The sequence below is a fragment of the Anaerocolumna xylanovorans DSM 12503 genome, from assembly GCF_900143645.1.
Classification (GTDB): Bacteria; Bacillota; Clostridia; order Lachnospirales; family Lachnospiraceae; genus Anaerocolumna; species Anaerocolumna xylanovorans.
The window spans coordinates 293,355-311,230 of sequence record NZ_FRFD01000004.1; the positions used below are offsets into that span (position 1 = coordinate 293,355).

17 protein-coding genes are annotated in these 17,876 nt (G+C 41.5%); 2 read left to right on the plus strand and 15 right to left on the minus strand.

Annotated elements, in window-relative coordinates; genetic code table 11:
- Positions 1-37: 37 nt before the first annotated feature.
- From ptsP to licT, 5 genes are all read right to left on the minus strand, one after another.
- Complete coding sequence (gene ptsP, locus BUF11_RS07465; protein WP_073588210.1) at positions 38-1,675, minus strand: phosphoenolpyruvate--protein phosphotransferase; 1,638 nt, start codon at positions 1,673-1,675, stop codon at positions 38-40.
- A gap of 113 nt (positions 1,676-1,788) precedes the next feature.
- Positions 1,789-3,216: an N-acetylglucosamine-specific PTS transporter subunit IIBC gene (gene nagE, locus BUF11_RS07470; protein ID WP_073588211.1), complete on the minus strand. Its 1,428-nt coding sequence runs from the start codon at positions 3,214-3,216 to the stop codon at positions 1,789-1,791.
- Positions 3,217-3,268: 52 nt separating this feature from the next.
- Entirely contained in the window at positions 3,269-3,526 is a 258-nt protein-coding gene (locus BUF11_RS07475) for an HPr family phosphocarrier protein (RefSeq protein ID WP_073588212.1), read from the minus strand.
- A gap of 40 nt (positions 3,527-3,566) precedes the next feature.
- A complete protein-coding gene (locus tag BUF11_RS07480; RefSeq protein ID WP_073588213.1) occupies positions 3,567-4,061 on the minus strand; it encodes a PTS sugar transporter subunit IIA in 495 nt (164 codons plus the stop codon).
- A 12-nt stretch (positions 4,062-4,073) separates the two neighbouring features.
- On the minus strand, positions 4,074-4,919 hold the full coding sequence (gene licT, locus BUF11_RS07485; RefSeq protein WP_073588214.1) for a BglG family transcription antiterminator LicT: 846 nt from the start codon (positions 4,917-4,919) through the stop codon (positions 4,074-4,076).
- Between the two features lie 409 nt (positions 4,920-5,328).
- On the opposite strand from licT, the gene BUF11_RS07490 reads away from it, so the two are divergent.
- Complete coding sequence (locus BUF11_RS07490; RefSeq protein ID WP_175562009.1) at positions 5,329-5,691, plus strand: transporter; 363 nt, start codon at positions 5,329-5,331, stop codon at positions 5,689-5,691.
- 88 nt (positions 5,692-5,779) lie between these two features.
- On the opposite strand, the gene BUF11_RS07495 is transcribed toward BUF11_RS07490, so the two are convergent.
- The 5 genes from BUF11_RS07495 to BUF11_RS07515 form a co-directional block, all read right to left on the minus strand.
- A complete protein-coding gene (locus BUF11_RS07495; RefSeq protein WP_073588215.1) occupies positions 5,780-7,141 on the minus strand; it encodes an MATE family efflux transporter in 1,362 nt (453 codons plus the stop codon).
- Positions 7,142-7,268: 127 nt separating this feature from the next.
- Positions 7,269-8,078: a DUF1048 domain-containing protein gene (locus tag BUF11_RS07500; protein ID WP_073588216.1), complete on the minus strand. Its 810-nt coding sequence runs from the start codon at positions 8,076-8,078 to the stop codon at positions 7,269-7,271.
- Between the two features lie 33 nt (positions 8,079-8,111).
- Positions 8,112-8,516 carry a PadR family transcriptional regulator gene (locus BUF11_RS07505; protein ID WP_330393862.1) on the minus strand — a complete coding sequence of 135 codons (405 nt, stop codon included), beginning with the start codon at positions 8,514-8,516 and terminating at the stop codon, positions 8,112-8,114.
- Between the two features lie 118 nt (positions 8,517-8,634).
- The gene (locus tag BUF11_RS07510; RefSeq protein WP_073588218.1) at positions 8,635-9,750 is read right to left on the minus strand and encodes a M20/M25/M40 family metallo-hydrolase; all 1,116 of its coding nucleotides are present in this window, start codon (positions 9,748-9,750) and stop codon (positions 8,635-8,637) included.
- 119 nt (positions 9,751-9,869) lie between these two features.
- Positions 9,870-11,282: an aspartate ammonia-lyase gene (locus BUF11_RS07515; RefSeq protein ID WP_073588219.1), complete on the minus strand. Its 1,413-nt coding sequence runs from the start codon at positions 11,280-11,282 to the stop codon at positions 9,870-9,872.
- Between the two features lie 250 nt (positions 11,283-11,532).
- Here BUF11_RS07515 and BUF11_RS07520 point away from each other — a divergent pair, with 250 nt between their 5' ends.
- Positions 11,533-11,997, plus strand: coding sequence for an Lrp/AsnC family transcriptional regulator (locus BUF11_RS07520; RefSeq protein ID WP_073588220.1), 465 nt, complete (start codon positions 11,533-11,535; stop codon positions 11,995-11,997).
- Between the two features lie 3 nt (positions 11,998-12,000).
- Here BUF11_RS07520 and BUF11_RS07525 read toward each other — a convergent pair whose 3' ends face one another.
- The 5 genes from BUF11_RS07525 to BUF11_RS07545 form a co-directional block, all read right to left on the minus strand.
- Entirely contained in the window at positions 12,001-12,624 is a 624-nt protein-coding gene (locus BUF11_RS07525; protein WP_073588221.1) for an HD-GYP domain-containing protein, read from the minus strand.
- Positions 12,625-12,725: 101 nt separating this feature from the next.
- Entirely contained in the window at positions 12,726-13,043 is a 318-nt protein-coding gene (locus tag BUF11_RS07530) for a cyclic-di-AMP receptor (RefSeq protein WP_073588222.1), read from the minus strand.
- Positions 13,044-13,285: 242 nt separating this feature from the next.
- Complete coding sequence (locus BUF11_RS07535) at positions 13,286-14,071, minus strand: ThuA domain-containing protein (protein ID WP_084558539.1); 786 nt, start codon at positions 14,069-14,071, stop codon at positions 13,286-13,288.
- 11 nt (positions 14,072-14,082) lie between these two features.
- Complete coding sequence (locus BUF11_RS07540; RefSeq protein WP_073588224.1) at positions 14,083-15,147, minus strand: Gfo/Idh/MocA family protein; 1,065 nt, start codon at positions 15,145-15,147, stop codon at positions 14,083-14,085.
- Positions 15,148-15,257: 110 nt separating this feature from the next.
- Positions 15,258-17,645, minus strand: coding sequence for a glycoside hydrolase family 31 protein (locus BUF11_RS07545; RefSeq protein WP_073588225.1), 2,388 nt, complete (start codon positions 17,643-17,645; stop codon positions 15,258-15,260).
- Positions 17,646-17,876 lie beyond the last annotated feature (231 nt).

Sequence of the window (17,876 nt, forward strand, 5' to 3'; positions counted from 1 at the left end):
TTATACTACTGCTTTGTTCGTTAGTAAACAAAAATTATCAATTATTTTTATTGTCCATGTTAAAATTCACTACCTTGTTTCTAAGTTCCAGTACCTTGCCCGGGGATACGGAAAGCTCATCAATCCCCATCTTTAAGAAAGTGTCTGTCAGACTTAGGTCAGATGCCAGCTCACCGCAAATACCCACCCAGATACCGTTTTCATGCCCATTTTTAACAACCATATCAATCAGGCGCAGCACTGCCGTATGATGGGAGTTATAAAATCTGTTAAGCTTGCGGTTCTGCCTGTCAATGGCCAGGGTATATTGCGTAAGGTCATTGGTTCCAAGGCTGAAGAAATCAACCTCCTTCGCCAGTAAATCACTGATAAGTGCTGCTGCCGGTGTTTCAATCATAATTCCCAGTTCTGCGTCGGAAAAAAGAATCTCCTCGTCCTTTAATTCCTTCTTCACTTCATTAACGATTTCCTTTAATTCCAATACCTCTTCCAGAGAAATAACCATAGGAAACATAATGGAGACCTTACCAAAGGCAGATGATCTGTAAATTGCTCTTAACTGAGTCTTAAACAGGGGTATCCTATCCAGGCAGATGCGGATGGCACGGTAACCCAAAGCAGGGTTTTCTTCTTCTTCCAATTCAAAATAATCCACTTTCTTATCCGCCCCGATATCCAGGGTCCGTATGATTACTTTCTTCCCTTCCATCTTCTCCACTACCGTTTTATAGGCAAGGAACTGTTCTTCCTCCGTTGGATAATGGCTGTTCTCAAGATAAAGGAATTCGCTTCGGAATAATCCTATTCCTTCCGCATCATTATTAATAACATTCTCAACATCATTGCAGTTGCCGATATTGGCATAAATATTGATTTTATGTCCGTCCAGGGTAATACTTTCTCTTCCCTTTAATTCCTTTAGCAGCATTTTTCTTTGCAGATACTCTGCCTGCTTCTTTTTTAGCATATTTAAGGTTTCTTCTTCCGGGTCAATATATATTTTGCCCTCAAATCCGTCAATCACAGTAAGCTTGCCTTCGTATTCATCCTTAAGCTCTATTACAGCTCCGACAATGGCGGGGATATCCATAGTACGTGCAAGAATTGCCGTGTGGGAATTACTTGATCCCAGCCTGGTCACAAATCCCAGTATCATAGATCGGTCCAACTGTACCGTTTCACTGGGAGCAAGGTCATCTGCCAGCAAGATACTGGGTTCACTTACTCCAATTTTCTCTGAAACTTTTCCCTGCAGCCTGCCCAACAGCCTTTTCGATGCATCCTTTACATCGGCTGCTCTTTCCCTCATATATTCATTATCCATGGCTGCAAAGATACTGCTAAGCTTTGATGCAGTTGCATCCACTGCGTATTCGGCATTTACTTTCTGCGTATGAATGATATCTTTTACTGATTCAGTAAATTCAATATCCTCAAGCATCAGTTTATGGACCTCGAATATCATTGCAACTGCATCGCCCACATCTTCCACTGCCTTATCATATAAAACCTGCAATTCTTCCACGGTTTTTCCCAGTGCCGTTTCAAAACGCAGTATTTCGCTTTCGATGTCACCCACACTGCTGGCCTTGATTTCTGACCATGCTCTTCTGTGAATAGTAAGCGGCCCGATTGCAATTCCTCCGTTAACACCTGTTCCTGTTATAATCTCCATACTAACTTAACTCCTTTTATTGTAAAAAGGCGTTGCAATACTGCCGCTTAGCAGTATCGCAACCCCCTTTATTTGTTTTGCTATATTAAGTCCCCTCACTTATTATACCCATGTTAAATCATTTTTTTGATTTCATCGGCAACAAATTGAACCTGGGTTCCTACAATAACCTGAACACTGGTCTTACCTGGACGGATAACTCCGGCAATACCGGCAGATTTGATCTTCTTCTCATCAACTGCTGTATAATCTTTAATCTCAACGCGAAGCCTTGTAATGCAGTTATCAATGTTGGAAATGTTTCCTTTTCCGCCAAGACCTTCTAAGATAACAGCTGCAACCTCGGTAAAATTGTTATTTGACAAAGTAGCCTTCGTATCTATTTCAGTGTCATCATCTTCCCTGCCGGGTGTCTTTAAGTTAAACTTTGTAATTACGAAACGGAATACTACATAGTAAATTACAAAAGCTGCAAGACCAATCGGAATTAATAACCAGGGATTCTGTGCCATAGGAGTACCGAAGCTTAATATGTAGTCAAATAAGCCGGCACTGAAGTTAAAGCCTAATCTCATAGGTAATAATGCCACAATGAAGCAGGAAATACCTGTTAAAATTGCGTGTACTAAGTATAATCCGGGAGCCAGGAACATAAATGAGAATTCCAGAGGTTCCGTAACACCTGTTAAGAAAGCACAGAATGCTGCTGCTCCAAGCAAGGAAGCTGCAATCTTTCTCTTATTGGTTTTTGCTGTATGATACATAGCCAGTGCTGCACCGGGTAAACCAAACATCATTACCGGGAAGAAACCGGACATATACATACCTGTCGTACCATAAGTACCCTTACCGCTCCAGAAATTGCCCAAATCATTAATATTGGCAAGGTCAAACCAGAATACATTGTTTAAGGCATGGTGAAGTCCCGTAGGTATTAATAACCTGTTGAAGAAACCATAAAGACCTGCGCCGACTGCACCGGTGTCAACGATAGCCTTACCAAAGGAAACCAAAGCTCCGTAAAGGAATGGCCATATAAAGTATAGCGGGATAGTTGCCACAACAGTAATTCCGGCACTTACAATTGCCACACACCGCTTACCGCTGAAGAATCCAAGATAATCCGGCAGCTTTGTGTTCTTGAACTTATTGTAACTGTAGGCACCAATAAGACCGGCAAAAATACCAACAAATACATTCTCAATACTTCCAAATGCAGCATTAGCCTCTGCTCCGGTATACAAAGCAACTGAGGTGCTGGATAGAAGCGTCGTAAACAGTAACCAGGAAACAAGTCCTGAAAGTGCGGCGGTACCATCGTTATCATCGGACATACCGATAGAAACGCCAATTGCGAACAGCAATGCCATGTGATCGAGGATTGCTTTGCCTCCCTGTATCAGGAACGCTGCAATAATATTATTTGCACCCCATCCATTGTGGTCAATCATATACCCGATTCCAAGCATGATACCAGCTGCCGGTAAACATGCTACTGGAAGCATTAACGATTTACCCAGTCTTTGTAAGAACTTCATCATAAAAATAACTCCTCCTTTTTTATTATGCTGTATTGATACAGCTAATTTACTTTTATAGATTTTCTACTAAAAAAGCCGTAATTGTGTCAGAAGCTTCCGCCTCATCGGAGCCATCAAAGGTTATTGTAATCTCATCCCCCTTCTTTACACCCAAACTCATTATTCCCAAAATACTCTTGGCATCGACATCTGCTGTATCCTTCTTCATCTTTATCATACAGTTGAACTTGCCGGCAGCTTTCACAAATAAACCGGCGGGTCTTGCATGAATACCAACTTCATCTTTAATTACATACTTTATTTCCTTCATTCTTCCATCTCCTTCATAAATATGTCTGTCCTGGGTGCCGTTATTTCTTGATTATAAGGATTTTTTCCAATTCTTCCACTCTCTTACCTGTAATAGGATTGATTTCAGAATAAGCTGCTGTATTGCAGATAATCACAGGAGTGATGACATCATATCCGGCTGCCTTTATCTGTTCCATATCAAATTCCAGCAGCAAATCACCTTCTTTGATTTTATCTCCTGTCTTGACAAAGGACTTATAAAATTTTCCTTTCAAATTCACCGTATCCAAACCAACATGTATCAGTATTTCAGTTCCCTGCTCTGATATAAGGCTGATTGCATGCTTTGTATCAAAGAGCATTCCCACCGTTCCATTCACCGGGGCAACCAGTCTTCCCGCTAAAGGCTTAATTGCAAGTCCATCACCTAATATTTTTTCACCAAATACCGGATCATTGACTTCAGTTAAGGGACATACCTCTCCTTTCATCGGAGAACCAATTATCAATTCTTTTTCCCTGTTATTCAGGCCTAATTTTTCCATGAAACCCATGTCATTTTCCTCCTATTCTTTCCCCCTGGTTCCTAAAATCAACCGGCGTATATGAATTGACAACATTGCCAATTCCTCAGCTAAAACAATGTCCGGATAATGCTCAGTGAGAAAATCTGCAATTTTTCTGCTACAGCCATATTCTTTCGGGTACAGTTTTTTCACCATGTCATTGAATTCCTGGTCAATGCCGTCTAACTGTTCCCTGCTCACAATTCTCTGCATTAGCGTCCTCAGATAGGTTATAAAGCTGTCATACCGAAGCGACTGCTCTTCCAATGTTATCTCAAAATCCTTTTCTACTATCTCAACCAATTGTGGGATAATCTTTGTAATACTCATTGTTTCACTCATTATGCTGCTATATTCCGCATTTACAATATGAAGAGCGATTGATGCTGCTTCATCTACCGGAAGCCGTATTCCGATTTGTTTCCCAATTAGCGCCACGGCATATTCTCCGATTAGATATTCCCGACGGTACAATCTTTGTACATCCCATAACAGCGGGTTATCAAATAGCATTCCCTGCTGAAATCTTTCAATCGCAAAATTGATGTGATCCGTTAATGTGATATAAATGTTCGGATTCAATTTACGGCCCAGAGTTTCATCAGCATAGGTAATAATTTCATTTGATACCTGAATGTGTTCCAAAGGAAGATTAGCAAGCAGTTTTTTGAATTTATCAACTTCTGTCTGGGTATCCAGGTAAAATATCTTCTCGATCAGCTCCTGATCGATCTCTTTATTTCTTTTTGCCTGAAATCCAATTCCTTTTCCCATGACCAGAACTTCTTTGCCCTTGGAATCAAATGCACTGACTACATTGTTATTAATGATCCGTTCTACCTGCATCTTCATCACCCCAAAAATAATTCTATAAAACTAATAAAAAAGACCAAACCTTATGAAATATACTATTTCATAAAATTTGGTCTTGCCTGCTCTCCAGTAACAATCCATAACTATTCATCTGATGGATATAGTCTATCAATAAAGCTTAAATAAGTCAATACATTTTTTAAAAAAATATAAAAAATAACTATCCAAATTAGAAAGCCAAATTTTTACACCCCCGAATCATATGCACAAATCCTAATATATCCTTTGATTTCACCTGCAATCTATCATTTTTATCCAAAATATCCATCTATGGGCAAACACAGAAAACAAAAACCCAGCCTGCTCAAAATTCCTTGCTATACCTAACACCAAAAGACATCTATAGCATAAATTATATTATAAATAAGAAAGGGGAATGCACTTGCAGTTGGAGCACACAAATAACAGCCCTTCGGATAAATGCAGTATACAAAGGCCATACTGCCAGAAAAAACTTATAGCCATGCAGCGTAACAATAGTCAGGGCTACCAAACACCTCCCCCTGTACCCTTGATCACACCGCCATCCTTTACCCCTCCCATGCCCGCTTTTCAAAACGGTGCCAGGGGTATGCGCGGTTGTCTTAACAGCAACACTTATGTCTGGCTGGTAAACGGAATCAGTTATTGGTATTTTCCGACATATATAGGCCGTCAGACGGCTATTGGATTTCGCTGGAGAGGCTTTGGATGGATTTATCAAAGGATTTCTCTTAACAACATTTTAACCTTCCAATGTTTCTGAAAAAGAGGCTTTTAAAGTTTCCGTCTTTTAATTTCTATCCAAAAAAGGTGCAGGAGAACCTGCACCTTCATTTCTATCTTATCTCTTATTATCTCGTTACATTCCTTACCCACTTCATGGAACGGTACCGCCAGGCAGATAAGGGAACCTTGATAATCTCATCACTCATGATAATTACATATACAATTGGAATCGGCAGTTTCAATACGAAAGCTGCCAGGGCACCAAAGAGTATTGCCACACCCCATAGAGTAGAGGCATCTAAAATAAGCCCAAATCTGGTGTCCCCTCCTGCCCTGAAGACTCCCACTATCATAGTGGTATTAAAGGCCTGTGCAATTACAAAATAGGACATGACGAACATCATGAATTTCAGATAGGAGTGAGCCTCGCCGCTTAAATTCATATAATGTCCCGCAACATTTCCCACAAACAAGATAACTACACTTCCAAACAAGCCCAGAAAAATGGTTATTCTGACAAGCCGCTTTGCATAAAGCTTAGCCAGCTCTTCTTTTCCTTCCCCAATCGCCTTGCCAAGTATAATTGCCGTCGCATTGGATACGCCGAAAGTTATTACTGTCGCTAACTGCCTTACTACCTGGGTCACGGAATTGGCAGCTACCACGGACTGTCCTAAATGCCCGATAATTGCAGCATTGGCAGCTACACCAGCCCCCCATAGCAGCTCATTTAGCATAACCGGAACCGAATAATGCAGAAAATCCCGGCTTAGAATCTTATCCCTGATAAAAAGTGCTTTTAAATGGAAATGTATCGTCTTATTAACTTTTAACGCATAAAATGTAACCATAAGGACTTCACAAGCTCTTGCAATCAGTGTACCAAGAGCTGCTCCCCTGATGCCCATGGGCTCCAGGCCGAAAAGTCCGAAGATGAAGATTAAATTCAGTACCAGGTTTATCACAAAGGATATCATGTAAACCACCGTAGAAACAACAACTCTCTCCACGCTCCGCATAATATTCAGATAAATCATAGTAAAGGCTATAAAAATATAGGAAAATGCAATTATTTTTAAATACCGCACTCCCTGATCTATCACGTTCTGCTCTGAGGTAAATATCCTCATAATATGTTCCGGAAACAAAAGTACTGCCAGGGTGAATAACACTCCCACTACCAATGCAAAACGCATGGTTATAGCCATTATCTTTTCAATCGTTACGGTATCCTTCTTTCCCCAGTACTGGGCAGTCAGGACTGCGGCACCTGAGGTAAGTCCAAAAAAGATAAGGGTCATAATAAACTGTACCTGGCCTGCAAGAGATGCGGCAGACAGCGAAGTTTCCCCCACTTTTCCAAGCAGGATAACATCCGTAGAGGTAACCCCTACGTTAATCAGGTTCTGGAGTGCCATGGGAAATACCAATGAAAACACCAGCTTATAAAAGGCCTTCTTTTCCTGTTTCTCTTGTAAAATGCTCATATCTGTCTCCTAACGAATAGTAATCGGTCTTTTGCCAGTCAATGGACAAGTTAACATTTTTCGCAGCAAAAGTCAAGATAAACGCATGAGGATGTCTTTGGAAAGGTAAGTAAAATCATCTGTTTTTTCAATAAGGTTCTTCATCCGTATATTTATGCCTGCAGTAAGGGCAGGCAGGATAATCACAGTCATGCAGCTTTTTGCATACCGGACATGTCCGTTTTTCGATTTCGTCCAATTCCTCTTCCTTATGTACCACTTTATATCTGATTTTATGCTTACTATTATAATAGATACTTACACCTGCAGCGATAATTGATACAATATTTAAAATCAGAAATAACGAAACCGGAACCGAAATAGTCACCGGGATAAGGTTCTTTCCTGTTTCCAGGGCTATGGATGCAATCCCCATTGTCAATGCAAATACTGCTATCGAGACCATATTTAATATTTTCGTATAGTGAAAAAATGCAACTGCTAAAAGTTTCTTTACCACATAAAAAAGAAAGATTATTCCAAAGAATAATATGATATTTCCGTTAATCTTTATGAATTGTAAGGTATCCCAGGATGCTTTCTCTTTTGAGAACAGAAAAGTCTCCAGAACCGCCATCACTGAGATTAAAAGATATGCTACCGGTATGGTATGCAACCAGTACACTAATCCAAAAGCCAGACGCTCGGACTCCGCTTTCATCATTTTATCGCAGAACCTTCGCAGATCAGGTCCTATTATTTTATATAAAGGTTTTCCTTCTTTTTGGGCAGTCAGAAAGTCATCCATAATCTGCAGCAGGCAGCTTTCTTCGTTTTCCAATCCGTACAGATTAGAAGCATGAATATAGGCAGCGGCTTTTTTGTACGCAACAGCATATTCTCCTTCTAACTGCTTCTTGACCTCCAAATATTCTTCTTTTTTATAATAATAGCCCATGGCTCTCCTTTCCTTGCCTTTACAATTATCCTATTAATTCGCAGGATATAATATGGAATTGGTTATATCGATTAAGTTCTCATAGGATGTAAGAAACTGCTTTAAATGTTCTTCTCCTCCGGGGGTTATGGAATAGTATTTTCTCTTAGGTCCATAAGGGGAGCTTCCGATTCTGCATTGTATGTCCTTCTTTTTTTCAAGGCGCACTAATACCGGATACAGGGTTCCCTCCTGCAGCTCCTTAAACCCATGCCGCTCCAGTACCGACAAAATATCATATCCATAAGTCTCACCTTTAGCGATAATTGCAAGGACACATCCTTCCAGAATTCCTTTTAATAATTGTGAATCCTCCATCGTAACACCTTTCGTGACTATCAAATCTTTGTTTTGATATTTCTGAACAGTTGGTTCTGCTCCTGCTACTGTGTATTGCATAGTAGATTAAATCAAGTATATCCTGGCTACTATGTATTGTCAAGTAGTATTGGCAAATAAAATATGACGGACACATGAAAAAGTTCATATGTCCGTCATAACACCTGTAAGGCCTATCTTAATCTTTAAAGGTTAAAAGCTTTATTACAATTTCCGTGCACCTTTCCAGTTCATCAATATGGGTCCACTCCTTTGCAGAATGGACATCATTCATTCCGCAGGCCATTACAATTCCTTCGATATTGTTCCGCACAAAATTGTTATTATCACTTCCGCCAAAGGTTTCTACATAGCTGGTGGGTATGGATAGTTCACGGCAGGCTCTTTCAAAGCGCTGTACTACCGGCGCTTCTTTTTCTATGGCATAAGCAAGGCAGCCATAGGAAGTCGTAAATTTTAAGACAGCCTTCGCTTCTTCCGCCGTTTGCGTAAAGACTCTCCGGATTTTTTCCGTTTCCTCCAAAGCCTTCTCATGACCGATACTTCTTACTTCCCCTTTCAGAATACAGTTCTCCGGCACTATATTTCTGGCTAAACCGCCCTCTATCAGGCCCACGTTTACCGTAGTTTCCCTGTCAATGCGTCCCATCTGAATAGCTGTAACCGCTTTTGCTGCTGCCTTTATCGCATGGATACCTTCTTCCGGCGCAAAGCCCGCATGAGCTGCCTTTCCGGTAAAGACTGCCTCAAAGGATAGCAGAGTGGGGGCCTTTAAAGCTGCCGTTCCGACTTTTCCGCTCAAATCCAGCACATAGGCTTCCTTCGCTTTTATCAGAGAATAGTCAAATACCTCACTTCCTCTAATATACACCTCTTCTGCTATGGCAAAAAGCACCTCTATACTTCTGTGAGGGATTTTTTTCTCCTTTATGCTTCGTACCGCTTCCAATATTGCCGTAACTCCCGATAAGTCATCTGCCCCCAGTACCGTTGTGCCGTCACTGGTAATCGTCCCGTCTTCTCTTACAACTGCCGTCTTATTTCTAGAAGGTTCGACCGTATCCATATGGGCAGAAAGAAGTATCGGCGTTCCTTCTAATTCTCCCGGTAGGAATGCGTACAAATTCCCTGCATTGCCCTCATATACCTTGCCGGCTCCATCCTCCGTTACCGTAAAGCCTAAGTCCCTAAGCTTTTTTGTTAATACATCCGCCATCTTTCTTTCCTCAAAGGAAGGCGCATCGATTGATACCAGTTCTTTAAATTCTTCTATAATCCGTTTCCTGTCAGCCATGTTTTCACCATTCCTGCTCTGATTTTCTATGGAACTTTACAGCAGTCCCTTTCCTTACTACTGTATCACAGCCTTTTTACTTCTTCAATACAAAATACCTGCCCTTTCAAAAAGTTCCTTCATACTCTTGTCGTCATAGGAAATAAGTTAAGGAGCCTCTCCGTTTCTTCTTCCGGAAGAATATTCTCTCTATGAATTATCTCCTTTACAGTGGTACCTTCTCTTAAAGCAGTCTTTGCCACTGCTGCCGACTTTTCATAGCCTATGACCGGACAAAGGGCCGTCGCAACGCAGACACTCTTTTCCAGAAGACTTTGACACCTGTCCTTATTGGCAGTAATGCCTGTTATACAAAGACTGGTAAGAGCCTGGGAGGCCTGCCGCAGCAAATCAAGGGATTCAAAAAGATTATAAAACAGTACCGGTTCAAAAGCATTTAATTCGAGCTGTCCTGCTGCTCCGGCCCATGTTATGGCAGCATCATTGCCGATTATCTGAAAGGCAGCCTGATTAACCACTTCCGGTATTACAGGATTGACCTTTCCCGGCATAATCGAAGAGCCATTTTGAAGAGGAGGAAGATTAATTTCTCCCAAACCCGTTCTGGGCCCTGAAGATAACAACCTTAGGTCATTGCAAATCTTAGACAGATTAACAGCACAGGATTTTAAGCATCCCGACACCTGGACAAAGCCATCCAGATTCTGGGTCGCATCAAACATATCCCCGGCCTGCTTATATTCATAATTAAATAACTTATTAAGATTAGGAATAATATTGGAATAATAATAAGAACTTACATTGATTCCGCTTCCGATTGCAGTTCCTCCAAGATTGAGGTTAAGCATTTCTTCTCCTGCCAGAGTCAGTCTCCTTACATCACGTTTTATGGCACTTAGATATGCCCCGAAGCTCTGGCCTAAACGCATAGGAACGGCATCCTGAAGCTGTGTCCTTCCTATCTTTAGAATATTGTCGAATTCAGATGATTTTTGATTTAGTGCCTGGCATAATTTTTTCAGTTCAGCCACTGCTGCTTTTAAAAGCTCTGTAACCGTCATCTTGCCTGCACTGGGAATTACATCATTGGTAGACTGGGCCATATTTACATGGTCATTGGGATGAATAACAGAATAATTTCCCTTGCTGCCGCCTAAAAGCTCTATTGCACGGTTTGCAATTACCTCATTGGCATTCATGTTCGCGGAGGTTCCTGCTCCCCCCTGTATGGCATCCACAATAAATTGTTCCCTAAAACTCCCTGCCGCTATCTCTTCACAGACTTTCATAATGCTAAATGCCTGTTCCTTTGTCAGCAGCCCTGCTTCAAAATTCGTAAGGGCGGCCGCCCTCTTTATTCTTGCAAGATTCGTTATGAAAACAGGATGCAGAGGTCTTCCCGTCATATTAAAATTACTCCTGGCTCTAAGACTCTGTATCCCATAATATACTTCTTCCGGTATCACCATACTCCCCATTGAATCGGCTTCTATCCTCATTTTTCTGCAACCTTCCTTTTTATTTGAAACCATTTTTACGGCTTCTTTATGCAGATGAGGATACCACCTTTATTCCGGTCCGTAAATAGCTGACGGAAAGCTTCGAATATAAAAAAATAATCCCCATGCTTTACAAAATAAAATAAAATTTTTCAAGGGAATAGTTTCGATTATTCTTAATAATATTATGTTTAGGCGGGAATCCTCCTTGCAAACTGACCATCAATATTTTATAATATTAAGAAAAGTCCCCCACACCAAAATAATGAAAGCAGGTACACATATGGATCATGTTGACGAACATATACTGGAGATTCTACAGAAAAATGCAAGAACACCGCTTAAGGTAATCGCAGACCAGGTATTTCTATCTTCTCCTGCCGTAGCGGCCAGAATTGCCAAATTAGAAAAGGACGGTATCATCAAGGGTTATCACGCAGAGGTCAACTGGCTTAAGTTAGGCTATCATATAACAGCCTTTATTAATCTGGAAGTGGAACCCTATCAAAAATCAGAATTTTATCCCTTTATCAAATCCTGCCCCAACGTAATTGAATGTGACTGTGTTACCGGACATTATGCAATGCTAATCAAGGTAGGCTTTCCAAGTACCATGGAACTTGATTCTTTCATAGGACAGATTCAAAAATTCGGCCGCACCAGCACCCAGATTGTATTCTCAACTGCAGTAGAACACAGGGGGATTCAATGCGGTATGATACCGGACGAATCCCCCTTGTCAGAATAAATACTATATGCATTTTTTCAAACCGATCAGCGGTTTAATTACTTCTTCCCAATGTTCAAGAATATATTTGCCAATAAAGGGATCATACATGAAGCCTAAATTCTTCTCTATCTCTATGTAACATTCTTCCGATGATAAGATAGACCGGTAACTTCTCTGGGTCGTCATAGCATCAATGGAATCACAAATAGCAATGATTCTTGAACCTAATGGGATATCATTTCCCCTGATTCCTTCCGGATAGCCTCTTCCGTCATAACGTTCATGGTGGTGCAGAACAATACCGCTAATTTGTTTCATCCGGTTGGACCTATTTAATATCTCGTATCCGATTGCCGGATGCTTCTTCATCATATCCCATTCAGAGGGAGTCAATGCTCCTTCTTTGTTTAATACAGAATCCGGAATTCCAATCTTTCCGATGTCATGAAGGTGGGCTGCTATGTGCAGCTCATTTGTATCACTGTTGCTCAGTCCAATAATTTCGCATATCTTCTTAGTCAGCTCACTTACCCTCCAGGAATGGTTGGCAGTATATTGGTCTTTGGCATCTAAAGCTCCGGTTATACACTCTATTATTTCATGATAATCTATGTAGTCTTCTGCATTGCTGTCTGTCTTGCTCATCTTAAGTACCTTTCCTTTGGACAATATAACTTATAAAATAACCCAACATATAATTGTACTAAATTTATTCTGTACAGGCAACTGATTTTGGCACAAACAGCTTATATTCTTTCGAATCTGTCAACATCTGTAACAAAAATAATGGCACCGCCTACATTCACCATGACCTGAGTGGAGTAAAATTCTGCCGAACCCACAGGATTGGATATTATCTGCTGCCTTGGTCCGCACTCTTTCTTCACCAGTTCTATCACTTCATCCACCTTTTCTTCTTCTGTACCAATTAACAAAGTGGTATTGCCTTCTCTTAGGAATCCTCCAGTTGATGCAAGCTTCGTAACATAAAATCCTTTACTGTTCAGGCCTTCCGTTACTCTTGTGCTGTCTACATTCCGTACTATTACATAAATCAGTTTCATTGTAATCCCTTCCTTTCTATTGAGTTTATTTTCCAGGGGTCGTATCATTACAATCTTATTATTGACTTATCTTGTTACTGTAAACGTAGTGTCAGAATAAATAGTATAAATTTTCATACTTTCCAATAATTCAGATATTATGTCTTTATTATATTATATATTCCGTGCAAAGTAAAGTTTAAGCCGCAATTTCATTAACAGAGAATAGCAGATTTTACAAACGAAAAAAATATGGCATAGATTTATTTTTGACTTCCAAAGGCATCATGCATCCCCTGGATTCCAGTAAATTTCTTCTCCGGTTCAAAGGCTATTACCGGCTGTGTATTACCGTAAATAAGTTCCGGCATCGAAAAGCTGTCAGCCCACTCCACCGCATTGATAAGGACCTTTTGTATTTCAGGCATGTGATAAACCGGGAAGGCTTCATGCCCTGGCCTAAAGTAGAAGATTTTTCCTTTTCCTCTATGAAAGCAGCATCCGCTTCTGAATACTTCTCCACCCTGGAACCAACTGATAAATACCTGTTCATCAGGAGCAGGAATATTGAAATATTCTCCATACATCTCTTCCTGCGGTATAATGATTTTCTCTTCCAAGCCTCTGGCAATCGGATGAGAAGGATTTACAACCCATAAGACTTCTTTTTCTCCATCTTCTCTCCATTTTAAATATCCGGAATTCGTCCCGCAAATCTTCTGAAAGATTTTGGAGCCATGTCCTGAATGCAATACAATCAAACCCATTCCCTTCATTGTAATATATTCATGTACACGCTCAACAATTTCTTCCGCTACTTCATGGTGTGCCATATGCCCCCACCATATAAGAACATCGGTTTCATCCAGCACCTCTTTGGTAAGTCCGTGCTCCGGCTGCCTTAACACCGCGGTCTTTGTATCATAACCGGCATCCCTTAGGAAATCGGCAATGCAATTGTGTATACCCTTAGGATATATCTTGGCAATCTCTTCCATTTCAATTTCATGTATATATTCATTCCATACAGTTACCCGAGTTTTATGCATATTAACCTCTTTCACAATTCTATCCAGACCTTCTTTTCCTGGGATTGTATTATTTTGTCTATCACTGTCTGATTGATTAACCCGTCTGCTATACCGGCTGCCAGCCCGTCTGATTTCTTGTTTACTATATCGGCAAAATCCTGCATCTGGGTCTTTTTATATTCTTCCGGTATGGATACGGATTTGTATATTTTTTCACCGCTTTCATCCCTGATACATATTTCCAGTTCATCAACGCCAGGCACCTCATCTAATTTGTATACAATAGCGCCCTTGCTTCCGTATAGTTCCATCCTCTGATAATTTCCTCTTCCATAGGCGAGTCTTGTAATAAGGAAATTGGCTGCAATATCTTCTTCCATCTCTGCCATATAGTTGCAGTAATCGTCCACATCTACGCTTCCCATATTACCGCTTCCATCCATTAGCTCCCTTTCCTTTACGATCGTCTTACCCAGGCTGACCACACTCTTATATTCTTTTCCGGTCACAAAACGTACCAGATCCAAACCATGGGAACCCAAATCCCCCAATGCCCCGGAACCCGAACGGCTTTTTTGGAACCGCCACACTAACGGTACTCTTTCCTGTTCCAGCCCCCAGCCCTGAAAATATTGAAAATCCACATGATGGATATTCCCTATTTCCCCTTTTCTGACTAACGCTCTGGCATATCTGGCAGCCGCCTTATAACGGTATGAAAAACATATCATATTGGCAACCCCTGCTTTTATAACCGTATCAGCCAGAAGCTTTGCTTCTTCTGCATTTAAAGTAACCGGCTTTTCAAGCGAAATTGCTTTTCCCGCCTGTGCAGCCTCCATGGCAATCTCAAAATGACAGTCGTTGGGAGTGCAAATATCAACAGCCTCGATATCTTTACATGCAATAAGTTCATGGTAATCCGTATATCTCCTGGACGGGTCTATTCCGTACTCGTCACCGACACTCGCCAGACGTTCCTTATCGATATCACAGATTGCAGTCAGTTCAAAATCCCCGCATTCCTTTATCTGCGGCAGATGAACACAGCATGCAATCGTTCCAAGCCCGACACAGCCTATTTTAATCTTCATTTTTCAACCTACCCTCCATGTATATCGCAGGTCTTCCTGCGATACTGCTTAAATAGAAATTTGAAAAATATCTTTTATTTTTCAAACTAACCCTCCATGCATATCTGACTTTAAGCAACTATAATTTCCTGAATCATTTCCTTTAACTCTTTGGAAGTATCAATGGCATCGAGACTGCTGATGAAAGTTTCCAGAGATCTGTAATTCTTCACAAGGCCGTAGATTTTCTCCTTTATATGGTATTCAATCTGGGCCCTGTTAAGGACTTCAAATACTCTCCACTCTATTTGATTGGGTGAAATGCCTGCATCCGCCTTAAACCATACCGAGGCCTCATGCCTTACATCTATATCTCCTAATTCGATTGTAAGAATACCCCCCTTCTCATCAGAAGAGCAATTACAGCTTATGCTTTCCCCATTTACAGAGATTAGTTCCAGGTCATCTGCCGTAACACCATAGATTTTTATCCGGTAGTTTCTTACCTGGGGAATCAAAGAAAGCTCTCCTTCTGCCGGATAGATGGTCAGATGTTTCTTATCACTCCATAAAAGACGGTATCTTGTCTTAACTATCTGTCCCCTTTCAAACTCCCTGCTGGTACCGTCATCTTCATACATCATATGTTCTCCGTCTCCGCCCGCAAATACGCACAATTCCAGGCTGTCCGGATTAGCCGTTCCAAGTACAGCCTCCCCTTCCTGTGCCATTGGAATAATTGCACCGGCCCTTGCCAATACCGGGATTGTCTTTAAAGTCCGGTACATATTGATTTTTCTGTCTCCACGGTACATAAGGCCTGTAAAAATATCGAACCATATCCCTTCCGGCAGCCAGGCAGTTACCTTGCCTGCCTTTAGTACCGGATTCATTTTTGCCGTAATAGGGTGGACAATCAGTTCGTTTCCAAAGTAATACTGGTTAGTAACCTCATAGGCTTCACTTGCTTCCGGATTCCCATAATACATCGGCTGAACCAGAGGCTGGTTTTCTCTGTAAAAACGGACATTCATAGTATACAGGTAAGGCAGGAGCTTATGTCTTAACCGCAGGAAATCGCTTATTACCAGCCTTTCCTCCTCACCGTAATTCCAGGGCTCCTTGCCGGTAAAATGGCTATTGGAACTGTGAAGGCGCATAATTGGAGAAAAGACGCCAAATTGAATCCAACGGGTGATTAATTCATCATCACGGCAGCCATCCATATGACCTCCGATATCATGGCTCCACCAGCCGTATCCGGCATTGGAAGCTGTTGCTGTAAAATAGGGCTGAAACCTAAGGCTCTCCCAGGTAATGATACTGTCTCCGGAAAATCCTACCGGATAGCGGTGGCTGCCGATACCGGCATATCTGGAAAATACCATTGCTCTTTTATTATCCCGCCTGTTATCCAGATAATGATAGTGATTTAACATCCATAAGGGATCCAGTCCGGGGATTTTCGTGGTGCTTCCCTGCTGCCAGTCAATCCACCAGAAATCCACTCCTTCCGCCTCCAGAGGGTGATGCAGATACTCAAAGTATGCCTTTAGAAATTCAGGACTTGCAATATCAAAAGAAATCGGAACCTCCTTTTCATAATCAACTCCCAATTCCTTTGCCATGGGCAGATAGGCTGCTTCATGTCCTCTTACTCCATCTGCGGGATGTACATTTAAGGTTATATGATAACCCTTTTCATGCAATTCCTTCAGCATCCCCTCATGGTCGGGAAACAACTCCTCATTCCAGGTATATCCGGTCCACCCGCTCCCGTACTTTTCCTCAAGCTCTACATAATGCCAGTCCATATCAAGCACTGCTACGGAAAAAGGCAGGTTTTCCTTTTGAAATCGCTCTATTAACGCCAGATATTCCTCCTGGGTGTAGGCATGATAGCGGCTCCACCAGTTGCCCAGGGCATAACGCGGTAACAGAGGGGTCTTACCGCACAGGCGGAAAAAATCATTCAGGCATTCCCTGTAATCATGACCATACCCCCAGAAATAGATATCTTTATGCCCTGGGTTAGGCGGTGCCACCCATCCGTTATCTTCCAGAACCATAGAACTGCTGTCATCCAAAACAGAATAGCCGGTTCTGGAAAGCAATCCGTCCTCCAAATCAATGGGTCCATTGGCAGCATCCAGTGTTCTGGCAGTTCCTTTCAGATTATTTCCGGTATCGCCATAGTGCCAGATAGAATTGTTGGAAAAGGTCTGCCGGCTTAGACGGATGTTTAGACCGTTGCAGGTAAATTCCTTTTTGTCGTAGCTTATCTGCAGATATCCGGTAATGATGTCGATCTGATCTTTCTTTTCTGTTATCGTAAACCTCGGAACCGGAAAATCACGGTTAACCACCCTTTGGGTAGCCCTGTCTTCAAAAATTCCCTGCCCGCTGTATTCAAGGCGAATCAGTCTTTCCGTCAAAATACTAATCCGGTAGTTTTTACCCTGTACAAGGCAGTTCTTATCCGCCACAGGATTTGATTCTAACTGATATAATTTATTCATGCTAATCTCCATGCATATCGCAAGTTTACTTTCGATACTGCCTAAATAGAAAGTGAAAAATGCTTTTTATTTTTCACCTTAATCTCCATGCATATCGCAGACCTCTGCGGTACTGCCACAAATAAAAGGAGTGAAAGAATCTGTGCGTGGCATTCTTTCATATCTGGATTTTCTTTCACTCCTGGCTCCCATGCATACCGCAAGCTTGCCAGTAGATTGCTTGCAATCTAC